15 protein-coding genes are annotated in these 14,708 nt (G+C 68.3%); 9 read left to right on the forward strand and 6 right to left on the reverse strand.

Going from position 1 to position 14,708, the window contains the following annotated elements; all coding sequences use genetic code 11:
• Window positions 1–130 precede the first annotated feature (130 nt).
• The 4 genes from OHA18_RS38520 to OHA18_RS38535 are packed head-to-tail and all read left to right on the forward strand — an operon-like array spanning window position 131 to window position 5,274.
• The gene (locus OHA18_RS38520; protein ID WP_329000324.1) at window positions 131–1,636 is read left to right on the forward strand and encodes a long-chain-fatty-acid--CoA ligase; all 1,506 of its coding nucleotides are present in this window, start codon (window positions 131–133) and stop codon (window positions 1,634–1,636) included.
• Window positions 1,633–3,312, forward strand: a complete 1,680-nt coding sequence (locus OHA18_RS38525; RefSeq protein ID WP_329000325.1) for a PHA/PHB synthase family protein — start codon at window positions 1,633–1,635, stop codon at window positions 3,310–3,312. The genes OHA18_RS38520 and OHA18_RS38525 overlap by 4 nt, the downstream gene beginning before the upstream one ends.
• A gap of 1 nt (window position 3,313) precedes the next feature.
• A complete protein-coding gene (locus tag OHA18_RS38530; RefSeq protein WP_329000326.1) occupies window positions 3,314–4,105 on the forward strand; it encodes an alpha/beta fold hydrolase in 792 nt (263 codons plus the stop codon).
• Window positions 4,102–5,274, forward strand: coding sequence for an acyl-CoA dehydrogenase family protein (locus tag OHA18_RS38535; protein WP_329000327.1), 1,173 nt, complete (start codon window positions 4,102–4,104; stop codon window positions 5,272–5,274). The genes OHA18_RS38530 and OHA18_RS38535 overlap by 4 nt, the downstream gene beginning before the upstream one ends.
• A gap of 4 nt (window positions 5,275–5,278) precedes the next feature.
• Here the strand turns inward: OHA18_RS38535 and OHA18_RS38540 are convergent, their stop codons facing one another.
• The 3 genes from OHA18_RS38540 to OHA18_RS38550 are packed head-to-tail and all read right to left on the reverse strand — an operon-like array spanning window position 5,279 to window position 7,249.
• Complete coding sequence (locus OHA18_RS38540; RefSeq protein WP_329000328.1) at window positions 5,279–5,776, reverse strand: DUF2505 domain-containing protein; 498 nt, start codon at window positions 5,774–5,776, stop codon at window positions 5,279–5,281.
• An 11-nt stretch (window positions 5,777–5,787) separates the two neighbouring features.
• Window positions 5,788–6,240: a GNAT family N-acetyltransferase gene (locus OHA18_RS38545; RefSeq protein WP_329000329.1), complete on the reverse strand. Its 453-nt coding sequence runs from the start codon at window positions 6,238–6,240 to the stop codon at window positions 5,788–5,790.
• Window positions 6,241–6,292: 52 nt separating this feature from the next.
• A complete protein-coding gene (locus tag OHA18_RS38550; RefSeq protein WP_329000330.1) occupies window positions 6,293–7,249 on the reverse strand; it encodes an ArsR/SmtB family transcription factor in 957 nt (318 codons plus the stop codon).
• 195 nt (window positions 7,250–7,444) lie between these two features.
• Here OHA18_RS38550 and OHA18_RS38555 point away from each other — a divergent pair, with 195 nt between their 5' ends.
• The 3 genes from OHA18_RS38555 to OHA18_RS38565 all read left to right on the forward strand — a co-directional run bounded on the left by OHA18_RS38555 (window position 7,445) and on the right by OHA18_RS38565 (window position 8,806).
• On the forward strand, window positions 7,445–8,044 hold the full coding sequence (locus OHA18_RS38555) for a sigma-70 family RNA polymerase sigma factor (protein ID WP_329000331.1): 600 nt from the start codon (window positions 7,445–7,447) through the stop codon (window positions 8,042–8,044).
• A 129-nt stretch (window positions 8,045–8,173) separates the two neighbouring features.
• A complete protein-coding gene (locus tag OHA18_RS38560; protein ID WP_329000332.1) occupies window positions 8,174–8,554 on the forward strand; it encodes a hypothetical protein in 381 nt (126 codons plus the stop codon).
• 15 nt (window positions 8,555–8,569) lie between these two features.
• A complete protein-coding gene (locus OHA18_RS38565) occupies window positions 8,570–8,806 on the forward strand; it encodes an antitoxin (RefSeq protein WP_329000333.1) in 237 nt (78 codons plus the stop codon).
• Between the two features lie 57 nt (window positions 8,807–8,863).
• On the opposite strand, the gene OHA18_RS38570 is transcribed toward OHA18_RS38565, so the two are convergent.
• A complete protein-coding gene (locus OHA18_RS38570; RefSeq protein WP_329000334.1) occupies window positions 8,864–9,433 on the reverse strand; it encodes a TetR/AcrR family transcriptional regulator in 570 nt (189 codons plus the stop codon).
• Between the two features lie 70 nt (window positions 9,434–9,503).
• Here OHA18_RS38570 and OHA18_RS38575 point away from each other — a divergent pair, with 70 nt between their 5' ends.
• Entirely contained in the window at window positions 9,504–10,466 is a 963-nt protein-coding gene (locus OHA18_RS38575; RefSeq protein WP_329000335.1) for a zinc-binding dehydrogenase, read from the forward strand.
• Window positions 10,467–10,681: 215 nt separating this feature from the next.
• Here OHA18_RS38575 and OHA18_RS38580 read toward each other — a convergent pair whose 3' ends face one another.
• Window positions 10,682–11,098, reverse strand: a complete 417-nt coding sequence (locus OHA18_RS38580) for a hypothetical protein (RefSeq protein WP_329000336.1) — start codon at window positions 11,096–11,098, stop codon at window positions 10,682–10,684.
• A gap of 311 nt (window positions 11,099–11,409) precedes the next feature.
• Here OHA18_RS38580 and OHA18_RS38585 point away from each other — a divergent pair, with 311 nt between their 5' ends.
• Complete coding sequence (locus tag OHA18_RS38585; protein ID WP_329000337.1) at window positions 11,410–12,348, forward strand: hypothetical protein; 939 nt, start codon at window positions 11,410–11,412, stop codon at window positions 12,346–12,348.
• Window positions 12,349–12,413: 65 nt separating this feature from the next.
• On the opposite strand, the gene OHA18_RS38590 is transcribed toward OHA18_RS38585, so the two are convergent.
• A complete protein-coding gene (locus OHA18_RS38590) occupies window positions 12,414–14,612 on the reverse strand; it encodes a discoidin domain-containing protein (RefSeq protein WP_329000338.1) in 2,199 nt (732 codons plus the stop codon).
• Window positions 14,613–14,708: the final 96 nt, after the last annotated feature.

The raw sequence follows: 14,708 nt of genomic DNA on the forward strand, positions 1-14,708 counted from the left end.
GCATAAGCGTGCCCCCGTTGTTCGCGGCCACATTCGCAGCGCGGTGACGTTGGCCGCCGCCCCATCGCTCCCGGCGCCGCCGGGCCGGATGGTGGAACCACAGCGCGAACCATCCACCCCGGAGCGAGCAATGACGAACCTCAGCCTGAACCTGTCCGAGTCCGCGGCCATGTACCCGGACCACCCCGCCATCCGGCTGGACGACGACGTCCTCCGCTACACCGACCTCGACGACGCCGCCGCACGCGTCGTCACCCTGCTCCAGGAGTACGGCGTCCGGCCCGGCGACCGGGTCGGCCTGATGCTGCCGAACATTCCCGAGTTCGCGATCGTCTTCTACGGCGTACTGCGGGCCGGCGGGATCGCCGTACCGATGAATCCGCTGCTGAAGCGGCGTGAGGTCGAGTACTACCTCGGCGACTCCGGGGCGCGCGTGCTGTTCGGCTGGCACGAGGTCGCGGCCGAAGCCGAGGCCGGCGCCAAGGCCGCCGGCGCGCAGCTGGTCGCGGTCGTACCGCAGGAGTTCCGTGCGCTCGTCGCCGACCGCGAGCCGGCAACGGAGCTCGTCAGCCGGGACAGCGACGACACGGCCGTGATCCTGTACACCTCCGGAACCACCGGCCGTCCGAAGGGTGCCGAACTGACCCATGCCGGTCTGAACACAAACCAGGCCGTGAGTGCGCGGACGCTGTTCGGGATCGGACCGGACGACGTGGTGATGGGCTGCCTGCCGCTGTTCCACGTGTTCGGACTGACCTGCGGCCTGAACACCGCGATCGCCAACGGCGCGACCCTGACCCTGATCCCGCGCTTCTCCCCCGCCAAGGCCCTGGAGGTCATCCAGCGCGACCGGGTCACCGTCTTCGAGGGTGTGCCGACCATGTACGCCGCGATGCTCGGCGTACCCGATCGGGACGGCTACGACGTCACCACGCTCCGGACCTGCGTGTCGGGTGGAGCCGCCCTTCCGGTCGAGGTGCTGCGCGGGTTCGAGCATGCGTTCGGCTGCATCATCCTCGAGGGCTACGGCCTGTCCGAGACCTCGCCGGTCGCGTCGTTCAACCACCCCGACGCGGTCCGCAAGCCGGGCTCGATCGGTACGCCGATCGAAGGTGTGCGGATGCGGGTCGTCGACGAGAACCGCGAGCCCGTGCAGCCTGGTGAGATCGGCGAGATCCAGATCGGCGGCCACAACGTGATGAAGTCGTACTGGCGTAAGCCCGACGAGACCACCGCGACCATCGACGCCGACGGCTGGCTCAGCACCGGCGACATGGCCCGGCAGGACGAGGACGGCTACTTCTTCATCGTCGACCGGAAGAAGGACCTGCTGATCCGCGGCGGCTACAACGTCTACCCGCGCGAGGTCGAGGAGGTGCTGTACGAGCACCCGGCCGTCGCCGAGGCGGCCGTGATCGGCATCCCGCACGCGTCCCTCGGCGAGGAGATCGGCGCCGCCGTCGCGCTCAAGGACGGTACGACGGCGACCCCGGAGGAACTGCGCGACTTCGTCAAGAGCCGGATCGCGGCGTACAAGTACCCGCGGGCCGTCTGGATCGTCGACGATCTGCCGAAGGGCCCGACCGGCAAGATCCAGCGCCGCGCGGTCGTCGTACCCGAAGGAGTACTGCGATGAGCACGCCGGCTGATGACCTCGCCGCCCCGCTCGACCTGCTGCTCACCAGCGCCGCCGTCGGCCCGTTGCGCCGGTTCGTCCCGAACGCGGCCTGGGCCCGGATGGCGACCGGACTGGCCGCCCGGCCACGGACCCTCGGCCACCGGGCCACCGGCCTGGCCGGGGAGCTGGGACGGATCGCGATCGGCCAGTCCGACCGTACGCCGTCCCGCCGCGACCGCCGGTTCAGCGACCCCGCGTGGACGCGGAACCCGATCCTGCGCCGCATCGTGCAGAGCTACCTGGCCGCGGCCGACGCCGCCGGAGCGTTGCCTGCGGACGCCGAGCTGGGCTGGCGCGATCGGCAACGGATGACCTTCGTCGTCGACAACGTCGTCGAGGCGCTTGCCCCAAGCAACAACCCCGTGCTGAACCCGTCGGCCTGGAAGGCGTTGATCGACACCGCCGGCCTCAGCTCGCTGGCCGGCGCCCGCAACCTCGTCCGCGACCTGTCGACCGCGCCGCGGGTGCCGAGCATGGTCGAACCGACCGCCTTCGAGGTCGGCACGACGGTCGCGGCCACCGCCGGAGCCGTTGTCTTCCGCAACGAAATCTTCGAGCTGATCCAGTACACGCCGCAGACCGAGAAGGTCCGCACCGTCCCGTTGCTGATCGTCCCGCCGGTGATCAACAAGTACTACGTCGTCGATCTCGCACCGGGCCGCAGCATGGTCGAGTACTTCGTCCAGCAGGGCCAGCAGGTCTTCACGATCTCGTGGCGGAACCCGGACGCCCGGCACCGCGACTGGGACATCGACACCTACGGCGCGGCGATCCTGGCCGCGATGGACGCCGTACGGCGGATCACCCGGACCGACACCACGCACCTGTTCGCGACCTGCTCGGGCGGGATCCTCGCGTCGATGCTGCTCGGGCACCTCGCCGACAGCGGTGAGCTGGATCGGGTCGCCGGCTTCACGTTGGCGGTCTCGGTCCTCGACCAGAGCCGGGCCGGACTCGCGTCGGCCGCACTGGACGAGCGGATGGCCGCAGCCGCGATCGCATCGTCGGCGTCCAAGGGGTTCCTGGACGGACGGGCGCTGGCCGAGGTGTTCGCCTGGCTGCGTCCGACCGATCTGATCTGGAGCTACTGGGTCAACAACTACCTGCAGGGCCGGGCGCCGGCCGCGTTCGACGTGCTGTTCTGGAACGCCGACACGACCCGGATGACCGCCGCGCTGCACCGTGGGTTCGTCGAGCTGGCGATGTCGAACGCGCTCACGGAACCGGGCGCGGCGACGATGCTCGGCTCGGCCGTCGACCTCGGCAAGGTCACCACACCGTCGTACATCGTTGCCGGGATCTCCGATCACATCTGCCCGTGGCAGTCGTGCTACCGCAGTACGCAGCTGCTCGGCAGCGAGAGCAGGTTCGTCCTGTCGACGGCCGGCCATATCGCGTCGATGGTCAATCCGCCCGGCAACCCGAAGGCGACGTACCAGGTGAACGACGCCAACCCGCAGGACCCGGACGAGTGGTTGCGCACGGCAACGACCCGGCAGGGGTCCTGGTGGCCGGACTACATCGCCTGGCTCGGTCAGCGGAGCGGGCGCACGAAGGCAGCGCCGAAGACCCTGGGCGGCGGCGGACTGACACCACTCGAAGACGCCCCTGGCAGCTACGTCCGGGAGAACTGACGTGGAGACCCTGACCGCCGGCGGCCGCCGGATCCGGTACGACGTGACTCCTGGTGACCCCAGCCGAACCCCGCTGCTGATGTGCTGCGGCATCGGGGCCGGCTTCGAGGTCCTGCAGCCCGTCGTCGACGTACTGGATCGCACGGTGATCCGGTTCGACGTACCCGGTGTCGGCGGCTCGCCGAGCGGTCTGCTCCCGGACGGCATCCCCCGGATGGCCTGGATGGTCGACCGGATGCTGACCCAGCTCGGGTACGACCAGGTGGACGTCCTCGGACTGTCGTGGGGTGGAGCGCTCGCCCAGCAACTCGCGGTCCAGCACCGGCGGCGGGTCCGTCGGCTCGTGCTGGTCAGCACGGGCACTGGAGTCCTGATGGTGCCGGGCAAGCCGACCACGCTGCTGCGCATGATCACGCCACGGCGCTTCCGCGACCCTGGGTACGCCGCGGGCCTGGCCGGACTCCTGTATGGCGGCACGGCCCGCAAACACGCGGGCGACATCCTCGCGGTCTTCAAGAACCAGGTGAGCGCCGGATCGATGCGCGGCTACATGTACCAGCTGCTCGCCGGCGCCTGCTGGACCAGCCTGCCGTTCCTCGGGCTGATCCGGCAGCCGACGCTCGTACTCACCGGCGACGACGATCCGATCGTCCCGGTCGTCAACGGGCGCATCCTGGCCCGCCTGATCCCGCACGCCGAGCTGTACGTCTACCCCGGCGGGCACGTCGAGCTCGTCACCGAGGCACCGACCCTGGTGCCCGTCATCACCAACTTCTTGCGGAGGACGCCATGACCACCGACCCGATCGACTTCTACGGCCTCGAACTGCTGCTGAACGACGAGGAGCGCTCTCTGCTGCACGCGGTTCGCGAGTTCGGCGACAAGCAGGTCGCGCCGATCATCAACGAGCACTGGACCCGCGCGACGTTCCCGTTCGAGCTCGTCCCCGCCTTACGGGACCTGGGCATCGTCGGTACGCCGTACGCGGGCTACGGCTGCCCCGGCCGGAGCTTCCTGCTCGACGGCCTGATCTCGATGGAGCTGAGTACGGCGGACCCGTCGATCGCGACCTTCTTCGGTGTCCACAGCGGACTCTCGATGGGCTCGATCTACCTGTGCGGGTCCGAGGAACAGAAACAACGCTGGCTGCCGGCAATGGCACGGCTGGAGAAGATCGGTGCCTTCGGGCTGACCGAACCGGATGTCGGCTCCGGCGCCTCCCGCGGTCTGCAGACCACGGCCCGGCGTGACGGTGACACCTGGGTGCTGAACGGTCAGAAGAAGTGGATCGGCAACGCGACCTTCGCCGATCTCATCATCATCTGGGCCCGGGACGTGGCCGACGGACAGGTCAAAGGCTTCGTGGTCGAGAAGGACACCCCCGGGTTCACCATCTCCAAGCTCGAGGACAAGATGGCGTTGCGCGTGGTCCAGAACGCGCTGATCACGCTGGACGACGTCCGCGTCCCCGAAACGAACCGCCTGGCCGGCGCGAACTCGTTCCGCGACACGGCGAAGGTGCTGCTGATGACGCGGGCAGGCGTCGCCTGGATGTCGGTCGGCTGTGCCCGCGGCGCCTACCGGCACGCCCTCGCGTACGCCCAGCAGCGCGAGCAGTTCGGCAAGCCGATCGCGGCGTTCCAGCTGGTGCAGGATCTGCTCGTCCGGATGCTCGCCAACACCACCGCGTCCGCCACACTCTGCGCCCGGCTCTCCCAACTCCAGGACGCCGGCGCTGCCTACGACGAGCACGCGTCACTCGCGAAGATGTTCTGCACCATGCGCATGCGCGAGACCGTCGGGTACGCCCGTGAACTGCTCGGCGGCAACGGCATCCTGCTCGAACACAACGTCGGTCGGTACGTCGCCGACGCCGAGGCCATCTACTCCTACGAAGGCACCCGCGAGATGAACACGCTGATCGTCGGCCGCTCGATCACCGGCCACTCGGCCTTCGCGTGACGCCTCAGAGCGAGCCGGACAACCAGGCCCTGGCGACCTCGAACTTCTTCTCCAGCCGGACGCGAACCGCGTCCGCCACGACCTGCTCGATGCCCTTGCCAACCATCGGCACCGATGCCGTGACGTGGAGGTCGAAGGCCTGGGTAGTCCCCCGACCGGCCGGCACGATGCGGGTGGTGCCGGTCACCTTCACCGGCACGCCGGTCACCTCACCGTCGACATCGGCCTCCCGCGCACCGTCGACATCCGGCCGGTGCCACACCTTGACCTGCGCCAGCTCCAACGTGTTCCCGACGAACCGCCGGGCAACCACCGGTACGTCGGCCGGCTGCGTCTGCCAGTGGAACCGCACCGCCAGGTCCTCACCGGCATCCCCCACCACGACGTCGTACGACGGCACCCGCAGCCGCTCGAACACCTGTTCCTGGAACGTGATGTCGGTGATCATCGCGAACACTTCCTCCGGAGAGGCGTCGTACGACGTGGCGAGCGTCAATTGCATAGGGCACTGAATCACAAGGTGAGGCGCATCCGCACTTTCGGCGGTTCCTCCGCAACCACCTCGAAGCCGAGGCGTTCGTAGAGGTCACGGGCACGATTGAGTTGCAGCACGTGGAGCTCGACAGCGGACGCGCCGGCCTCCCTCGCACGATCGGCAAGTCGACGCAGCAACGTCGTACCGACGCCGCGGTCCTGGACTTCGGGCGCGATCTCGATCCTGGACACGTAGAACGTGGCGACGTCTTCCAGTGCCGCCTGGATCATGCCGGCCGGCTGTCCACCCACCAGGACGATCTCGACGGTCCCGACGGTCTTGGTGAACCAGTCGTGGTGGTACCGCCGTTGTTCGTCGTCGTCCCAGGGGCCCCACGTCGCCTCGATGGCCGCACCCAGCGTCCGGCGGTGCAGGTCGTACAGGAACTCGTCGTCGGCGACTGTCGCCGGTCGGAGCCGGAGGTCTTCCATCGCGGTCCTCCACGTCGTACGGAAGGTTGCTGAGAGCAACTATGTGGAGTGGTCAGGTGAAGATGTCGACGAGGGACGCGCCGCGGCTGGTGCGGCGTACCAGGATGCTTTTGCCCTGCCGGATGCGCTCGACCAGACCGGCCGACTCCAGCGTATTGCAGTGATGTGTCGCGGTGCTCGGCGCGCAGTTGAGCTCGGCCGCCAGTTGACTCATGCTCATCGGCAGCACCAGACGGCGGAGGATCTCGGCCCGGACGTGGCCGATGACGGTGGCCAGTGCGTCGCTCGACTCGCGGACCGGAAGCCCGGCCGGCGACCAGGACGCGAGCGCACCGGGCAGCGGGTAGCCGACCACGATCGCGACCGGGTCGCTGTTCTCCACCACCATCGAGTCCGGCGCGGAGATCATCGGCGCCAGGACGATCTTGCGGTTCCCGACCGGCACCTTCACCCGTTCGTCCAGGACGAACGCACCGCGGTCGAACCGGATCCGCGGCGAGAGCGTGTTCAGCAAGGTGTGCGTGGCGGCCCGGCCGACCAGACTCTCCTGCCTTCGCAGCTCGCTGTCGAGGGCAGCACGGGACCGGGACCAAGCGTCGCGGCCCGGGCCGGACCACACGTCCGCGAGTGCGTCGCCCAGCGCACGGGACCAGCGGGCCGGCTGCTCGGCGGCCGCCCGCCAGACCGGCGGGATGCGGTCGCCGAAGATCTCGACGAGGTTGTTCCGCAGTTGGTCGTTGTGGTTGGACCGCAGCGCGTCGACCTGGGTCTCCATCGACAGATCGCTCACCGGGGTGAGCGGTGCGACCGCGGACGGGATCTGCCGGCGTTGCCCCGGCGGCGCGACCATCGGACGCAGCGCCGCCCGGCCGGCCGGGGTGTGCATGACGGCGAGCAACCGCAGCCGCAGCAGCTTCGGTATCCCCTTGCCGTCGCCGAGCAACGCCTGCAGCGTCACCGACAGCATCGACAGGTCGGGTGCCAGCACGGAGCGCGGTTCGATGGCCATCCATTTCTCCTGGTCACGCAGGAAATCAGTCCTCACTCGATGGTCGGCCGGAGCCGGGTCATCCACCAACACTTCCACGAACCTCGAAGTGTTTTCGGTGACAGGGCGGAAGGGGAGTGACACGGTGCGCTAGTTTCGGTAACCTTTTCGTGATGTTCACCGCGTAGCTGACTGAGAACGGGGCTTGGGAAGCGCATGGCCATCGCAGGTGCAAACACGGCTGCCTACAGGGTCGCCGACGACAGATTCACCGACGATCTCGACGAGGACGAACTGATCCGGCTCGCGCAAGCGGGTGACGGCGCCGCCTTCGGGCGGCTGTACGATCGGTACCTGCCGTCGATCTACCGGTACACCTACAGCAAGACCTCGTCCCGCAGCGCGGCCGAGGATCTGACCAGCGAGACGTTCCTGCGGGCGTTCCGCGCGATCGCCCGCCGGCCGCGGGCACAGCTCAACTTCGCGGCCTGGCTCGTCACCATCGCCCGGAACGTCGTCATCGACCACCACCGCTCCGGGTGGAGCCGGCTGGCGATCGTCACCGACGAGGTCGGCCCGCAGATCGACGAGTCCGTCGGGCCGGAGCAGGCCGCGCTGCTGTCCGTGAGTACGGCGACGGTGCGTGACGCGCTCACCCGACTGCCCGACGACCAGCGCGAGTGCCTGGTGCTGCGCTTCTTCGCCGGCCTGTCGATCAGCGAGACCGCTGCCGCGATGGACCGCACGGACGGCGCGATCAAGCAGCTCCAGTTCCGGGCCACCAACCGGCTGCGCCAGGTGGTCAAGGATCGTTGATGAACGCAAGCAAAACACGGGAGTGGAGTGCTTGCGCCGACTCCTACCTTCCGGTAGGAAAGGGCGGGTGCCATCCGGCTCACGGCCGCGATGCGGCCGGATCACTCATATCTCACGGGGAGATAGCGCATGACGAATCCTTACGACGAAGACAGCTCGTCCGAGCGCACCGACGGCTACGCCGACGGTGAGCGGAACAACAGCCGGCAGTACGGCGAGCAGTCCGAGTCGGGCACCACCGGGTCCGGATCTGGTGACCAGGGCAACGACTTCGGTTCGGATTCCAACGGAGGGGAATCCGGCGACTCGTACGGCCAGGACAACCAGGGCGGCCAGGACAGCAACGACTACGGTCAGCGTGAGTCGGGCGACGACTCCCGCGGCGGCAACGACTACGGTCAGCGTGAAGAGTCTCAGGATGGTGGCTACGGCTCCGGCGACTCGCAGAGCGACGGCTACCAGTCCACCGGCAACGACAACGACTCCCAGTCGAACGACTACGGGAACTGAACGGGGATCACGATCATGGGTGTATTCGACAACCTCAAGGACGCCGCGGAAAGCCTGAAGGACAAGGCGTCCGACCTGGTCGACGGTCACGGCGACAAGGTCGGCGAGGGCCTGGACAAGGCCGGCGACTTCGTCGACGAGAAGACCGGCGGCAAGTACGGCGACAAGATCGACCAGGGCGTGGACCAGGCGAAGAGCCAGCTCGACAACCTGGACGGCCAGAACGACGACATCCCGGACAGCCAGAGCTGATCCGAACGCCGGCAAACTGAGGCGGTCGTGGGTTCACCCACGACCGCCTCAGCCACGTCAGGCCTGGAACGCCCGCACCGCAAGGGCCGCGAAGCGCCGGGAAGCAGCCAGCCGGCCCGCGGACGTGGACGCGCGCAACCCGCGATGAGCGGTCAGCATGATGACGAAGTCGGCCAGCTCGAAGTCCCGCCGCAGCTGCCCGTCCGCCTTGGCCCGCCGGGCCAGCGTGGCGACCGATCGCATCGCGCGTTCCCGGCTCTCGGCGAAGTCGGCCGCCTCCGGGTACGTCGCCAGGAATGCGTCGGTGAATCCGCGGTTGCGGACATGGAGCTCGAAGAGCCGCTCGATCACCAGACAGAACCCCTGCCAGGGATCCGCGACGGCCAGGCCCTGCTCGACGATCGCCTCGCAGGCACGGACCTGTTCGGCGAAGGCCTCGGTCGCCAGTGACTGCTTCGTCGGGAACCGCCGGTACAGCGTCGCCGGCCCCACCCCGGCATGCCGGGCAATCTCCCGCATCGGCACGGTGAGGCCTTCTGTTGCGAAGAGCGTGCGTGCCGACGCCAGGATGCGGTCCCGGTTGTCCTCCGCGTCCGAACGCAGTTTCTGAGGCAAACGACTGGTCACTCCTCTCACTCTAGCCAAGTGGACGCCGGCGTCCGTTTAATCTCGGAGTACTCGAGAGGAGATCGAAACTGTGAAGGCTGTTGCCATCAAGGCATTCGGGGGTCCCGAGGGACTCGACGTCATCGAGGTGCCGAAGCCCACACCCGGCCCCGGCGAGGTGCTGATAGCGGTCGAGGCGATCGGTGTCGGCGGCGTCGACGCGCTGATCCGCAGCGGAGCCATCGCCGGTTGGGGATTCACCGAAGGGCACATACCGGGCTCAGAAGTGGCCGGCACGGTAGTTGCCGCCGGCGACGACAGCTCGTTGATCGGCCGGCGCGTCTGGGCCTTCACCGGCCTCGGCGGTGGGTACGCCGAGCATGTGGCGGTCCCGGTCGCGGACGTCGTACCGCTGCCGCACGATCTGTCCGCGGTTGACTCGGTGACATTGGGCAGCTCAGGTGTCGTGGCTCATTTCGGCTTGCAGCATGCACGTTTCGCGCCGGGCGAGTCTGTTCTGGTGCGAGGCGCCGCGGGTAGCATCGGCATCCTCACGGTGCACCTCGCCGCCAGCGCCGGGGCATCGGCGGTGGCCGTCACCACGTCGTCGGCCGAGCGCGGAGAACGTTTACGCAAGCTCGGTGCGACCCAGGTTCTGGACCGGTCCGGTGCGGGCGACAGCAGCGCTCCCCCGGCGTACGACGTGATCATCGACATCGTCGGCGGATCCGGGCTGCCGTCCTTCGTCGACAAGCTCACTCCGAACGGCCGGCTCGTCGCGGTAGGAATGGTCGCCGGTATGCCGCCGGCGGATTTCGGCACGTCCCTGCTGACCAACTTCCGCAAGTCGTTGTCGTTCGCCACTTTCAGCGCGGACACCGTCCCGCCCGAACAACGCCGTACCGTCAGAACCGAGCAGTTCGCCGCCGCGGCGCGAGGAGAGTTGCCCCTGGTCGTGCACGAACAGCTGCCACTGGACGACGCCGCCCTCGCCCATCAAAAGATGCAGAAAGGCGAGGTCTTCGGCCGCATCGTGCTCGTCCCTGGCAGCTAGTGCCTCGTCAAGCAACGTTGACGACGTAATCCCCCAGCCCTCCTCCGCCTCGGTCTCCACCCAACTTTGAGAAGCCACCGCCCAGTTCCAGCACGGAATTGTGGTCGGTGGCTTCTCAAAGTTGGGTAGAGCACCGGCGAGACAGACCGCGGGACCAGTCCGGCCGGCCGGACCCCGAGTGATGGATTAGGACCTGAACGTTCCTTGGCGAGGCACTAGTCGTCGGGGTCGTCGGTGGTTGCCAGGGCGATCAGGCGCTCGGCGACCTCGGCGCAGCGTTGTTCGGCGCTGTTGCGGCCGGCGCCGACGTAGCGGACGCGCGCACTGGCGGTCAGCGGTTCGGCCCGCACCTCGATCAGCGCTCCCCCGGGCCGCGGCTGGACCTTGACTGCGATCTGGACCCAACCACCAAGCCCACTACGCAGACGGACCACCAGCTCGTGATCCGGTCGCCAACTGTCGACGACCGCGACGACCAGGTGGCGGTTGTGCATGTGGCGGCCGCGGATCTCCCGGCCGGTGTCGCGCTCCACCACACACCCGGCATCAGGCCAGTTCGGCCCGACGCGCAGTGCGGGCGGTACGGCAACCATCCACTCCGCGAAGCCTGCCGGGTCACGGATGACTGCCATGACAGCATCAACGCCGACGGCGCCGAACCGCCATGCCATCACCATCGAAGCCGTTTCCCATCCGCCGCCCGTACCAGGTCTCGTGTCTACCAGGTACCGCGGTCACACGGCAGCTTTTACGCGCCCCGCTGAACCACTCCCGAGTCGCGTATGTCACAACTCATAGGTCCGAGCTGATCCGCTCGTAGTGCTCGGTCACGGCCGGGTCCCGAAATTTCCTGCACCACGACTGTGAACTTTTCGGCGGCGTCCGGAATCCAATGCGGTACGACGGAGGCGAGGACGCCTCCGCTGAGGGGAGGACGATCCAGATGTTTCGCAAGACCGTAAGTCTGGCCTCGGCCGCGGTGCTCGCACTGGGGCTCGGCGCGGCCGCGGCGTCGTCGGCACAAGCAAAGCCGGCCGCACAGTCTGGTACCACGGCCACCACCGCGGCGTGCGCGCTGCGGCTGGGGTCGGTGACGGCCAACGGGGCCTTCACCAGCAGGATGATCAACGCCACGGCGCCGATCACCGTCGGCGGTGTCCGGGGCACCGCCGGGGTGTTCCCGGCGAACGGGGTCCAGCACATCAGCACCGTCGTCGGGCGGTCGCTCGGGGCCGGCGGCGAGTCGAGGTCCGGGCTGACCGTGATGAGCGGCGCCCTGTACTCGAGTTCGTTCGTCGTCGACAGCGAGAGCCAGATCGACCCGCACTACCCGCACAACAACCTCCGGATCGGCGGCGGCTGGGCCAACTACCGGTTCATCGAGGAGTCGATCCACCGGCCTGCGGACGCCGGGACCCCGGCCCGCACGACGCTCTACGGCCAGCTGACCAACGGCGTCATGAACCGCTGGGTCGCCGACGGCACCAGCTGGCGCTCCACCGGCGGTGTCGGCGGGCTCAGCACGGTCAAGTCGATGACGCTCATCAACCGCACCGACACCTCGGAAACCTTCATCGCCAACACCCGGGCAGGCACTCTGCTCACGGTCACCTGGCCGACGAAGTACAACGCCGTGACGTCCGGCAAGACCGTTCGCTCCTCGACCTGGCAGGGCTTCGAGCAGCTCATCGCCACCAAGTGCGGCGCGAACGGCACGCTGCTGCTCGGCATCGACCGGGACACCAAGTCCGGTTACCTGTACGCCGTTGGTCACGCCAACGGTGCGAGCACGGTGATCAAGAGTCTGGGCAAGGTCCCGCTGACCTTCTCCGACCCGCAGTACTTCCGCATCGCCCCGCAGTCCGACCCGCTGAACGGCTGACACCCGGCCAGGCGCCGTCCTCCAGCTCGAACGTCTGGAGGGCGGCGCCTTGTCGTTCCGTCCGGTCAGGGATAGCTGACGACATACCGCTGCTGGTTGGCGGCGTTGGCCGTGCCGCCGGTGCTGTTGACGACGTTGGAGATCGTTCCGACGCCGCCGAGCGAGACCGAGACCAGATCGTGGAACCGGACGCCGGCGGTGTCCGGCACCTCGAAGGATCGCGAGGCCATGATGGAGGTGTTCGGGCTGAAGAAGCAGTAGCTGCCGACGCCCCACGCCTCGTGCGTCGTGACGTTGTTCGCGACCTTGTACGCCGCCCAGCCCTGTGTCCCGTCACCGCTCGACCAGGCCGCCTGGTTCGGTACGTCGTACGGGAACTCGTTCTGGAAGAAGTACGTGCGACCGCCGTTGCCGTTCCAGAGCACCTCGTACTGCTGATAGTGCTCGACGAACAGGCCGTACATCGTCACGTCATTGCCGTTGACAACGAGACCGTTGGCCGCGGTGTTCACGTCCCAGCCGACGCCGTCGCCGTGGTCGCCGCGCCACAGCCAGAGGTGGTCGCCGATCACGTCGTTGCTGTTGACCTGCAGGCTGACCGTGGCCTTGCCGACATGGGCGCCGCCGATCCGCACGTACACGTCATGCAGCGAGGTCGGGTTCGCGGCGTGGCTCGCGGTCGAGCCGGCCGGGCCGACCTGGATCAGCACCGGTGAGTTGACCGGCCCGGCGTCGACGAGCAGGCCAGCAAGATTCACCCCGTCGACGTCCGCGACGCTGATCGCGGCCTTGCCAGTGTCCGGGATGAGCGTGGCCAGGCCGAGCCCTAGTACGACGGTGTTCGGGCGGTTCACCTGGATGGTGTCGCTCAGGTGGTAGATACCGGGCGTGAACAGCAGGTGCTTGCCCTCGGCGAGCGCGGCGTTGATGGTCTCGACGGACGCTCCGGGCTTGACGACGTAGAAGTCCGCGAGGCTGATGGACGTTCCGGCCGCCGGTCCGTGCGACCAGCTCGTCCCCGCCGTGCCCGAGCGCAGGGCCGGGACGAAAACGTTGTAGCTGCCAGCGGCATCGACGTACAGGAACGGCTTCTCCCGGACCTTCGGTGTCTGGTCGACGACGGTGTGGGACGGGTTCGGGAAGTGTTGCGGCGGGGCGCCGGTGGTGCCGGTGAACACCATGTTCCAGACCGAGCCGTTCCAGCCGCCGAACTCGGAGTTGCGGGAGAACCATTGCTGCTGGGATCCGGAGACCACGGTGTTGTCGATCTTGGTGTCCGCGAACAGTCCGCCGCTCGCCCAGCCGTCGCCGCCGTTCCAGAGCTGGATCTCCGGCGCGTCCTTGAGGTGCATCCGCCGGTACGACGCCGCCTGTGAGACGGCCCAGCGCTCGATCTGATCGGGCGGGGTGGTGACGGCGAGGTTCTCCGCGGAGCGCCAGAAGTTCTGGGTCGCGTTGCCCTTGTTGTTCGGGTCGTCGCCCTGCTGCAGCCAGTCCGCCTCGACCCGGACGTGGCCGTTGAGGTTCACGTCGTCGGGTGACAGGCCGAGGCCGGCCGCCTGGGTGTAGAAGCCGAGGTTCACGTCCGCGGTGTACGTGCCGGGCTTCCACAGCACGGCGTACCGTTGGGTGCCGAACTGGTTGGTGTGCATCTCGGCGGCGATCTGGTTCAGCCGGTTCTGCATGTCGGCCTGCGGGGTGCTCGGGGTGAACACGGAGACGTTCGGACCGAGGTCGGGGTTCGCCGGGTCGGTGGGCGGTACGACCGGTCCGCTGCCGTCGTCCGTCGTGTGCACTGCGACCTCCCAGAGCGAGTACCCGTACCCGGTCCCGCGTTGCGTGCCGGTGATCCGGAGATAACGGCCGGTCCCGGTGACGTCGAGGTTCTGCGTCCCGCCCGTACCGGTGGTCGTGGCATAGATCTGCCGCCACGTGCTCGCGTCGTCGGACAACTCGATCCGGAACGCCTTGCCGTACGCCGCTTCCCAGCTGAGCCCGACCTGGCAGACCGGGATGCTCGACCCGAGATCGACCTGCAGCCACTGCGGATCGGAGAAAGCGCTCCCCCAGCGACTCCCGGGGTTGCCGTCGACCGCAGCGGAGGCGGTCAGGCCGGCGTTCTCGGTGGACGACGCGGTGGCGGGGCGGTTCACCGCGACGTCGGTGGAACCACAGGCGGCGACCGCGGCAACGGCGTCACCAGCGCCGATGCCACCGGCAACGAGGAGCAGCGCGACGAGACAGCGCGAGGGTTTCAGGGACATAGGGGCGAGACCAATCAGTCGGGGCGGTTACTGAGAGAGCGCTCTCTCAGAGCCTCGCCGCCCGCCCGCGGGAGTGTCAAGGCCCCGCCGTTCCCG

The sequence above is a fragment of the Kribbella sp. NBC_00709 genome (genome assembly GCF_036226565.1).
In the GTDB taxonomy this organism is placed as follows: domain Bacteria; phylum Actinomycetota; class Actinomycetes; order Propionibacteriales; family Kribbellaceae; genus Kribbella.

Coding starts and splice junctions, on each gene's coding strand:
- OHA18_RS38520 (WP_329000324.1), top strand. CDS start 131: ATGACGAACCTCAGCCTGAACCTGTCCGAGTCCGCGGCCATGTACCCG.
- OHA18_RS38525 (WP_329000325.1), top strand. CDS start 1,633: ATGAGCACGCCGGCTGATGACCTCGCCGCCCCGCTCGACCTGCTGCTC.
- OHA18_RS38535 (WP_329000327.1), top strand. CDS start 4,102: ATGACCACCGACCCGATCGACTTCTACGGCCTCGAACTGCTGCTGAAC.
- OHA18_RS38540 (WP_329000328.1), bottom strand. CDS start 5,776: ATGCAATTGACGCTCGCCACGTCGTACGACGCCTCTCCGGAGGAAGTG.
- OHA18_RS38545 (WP_329000329.1), bottom strand. CDS start 6,240: ATGGAAGACCTCCGGCTCCGACCGGCGACAGTCGCCGACGACGAGTTC.
- OHA18_RS38550 (WP_329000330.1), bottom strand. CDS start 7,249: ATGGCCATCGAACCGCGCTCCGTGCTGGCACCCGACCTGTCGATGCTG.
- OHA18_RS38555 (WP_329000331.1), top strand. CDS start 7,445: ATGGCCATCGCAGGTGCAAACACGGCTGCCTACAGGGTCGCCGACGAC.
- OHA18_RS38560 (WP_329000332.1), top strand. CDS start 8,174: ATGACGAATCCTTACGACGAAGACAGCTCGTCCGAGCGCACCGACGGC.
- OHA18_RS38565 (WP_329000333.1), top strand. CDS start 8,570: ATGGGTGTATTCGACAACCTCAAGGACGCCGCGGAAAGCCTGAAGGAC.
- OHA18_RS38580 (WP_329000336.1), bottom strand. CDS start 11,098: ATGGCAGTCATCCGTGACCCGGCAGGCTTCGCGGAGTGGATGGTTGCC.
- OHA18_RS38585 (WP_329000337.1), top strand. CDS start 11,410: ATGTTTCGCAAGACCGTAAGTCTGGCCTCGGCCGCGGTGCTCGCACTG.
- OHA18_RS38590 (WP_329000338.1), bottom strand. CDS start 14,612: ATGTCCCTGAAACCCTCGCGCTGTCTCGTCGCGCTGCTCCTCGTTGCC.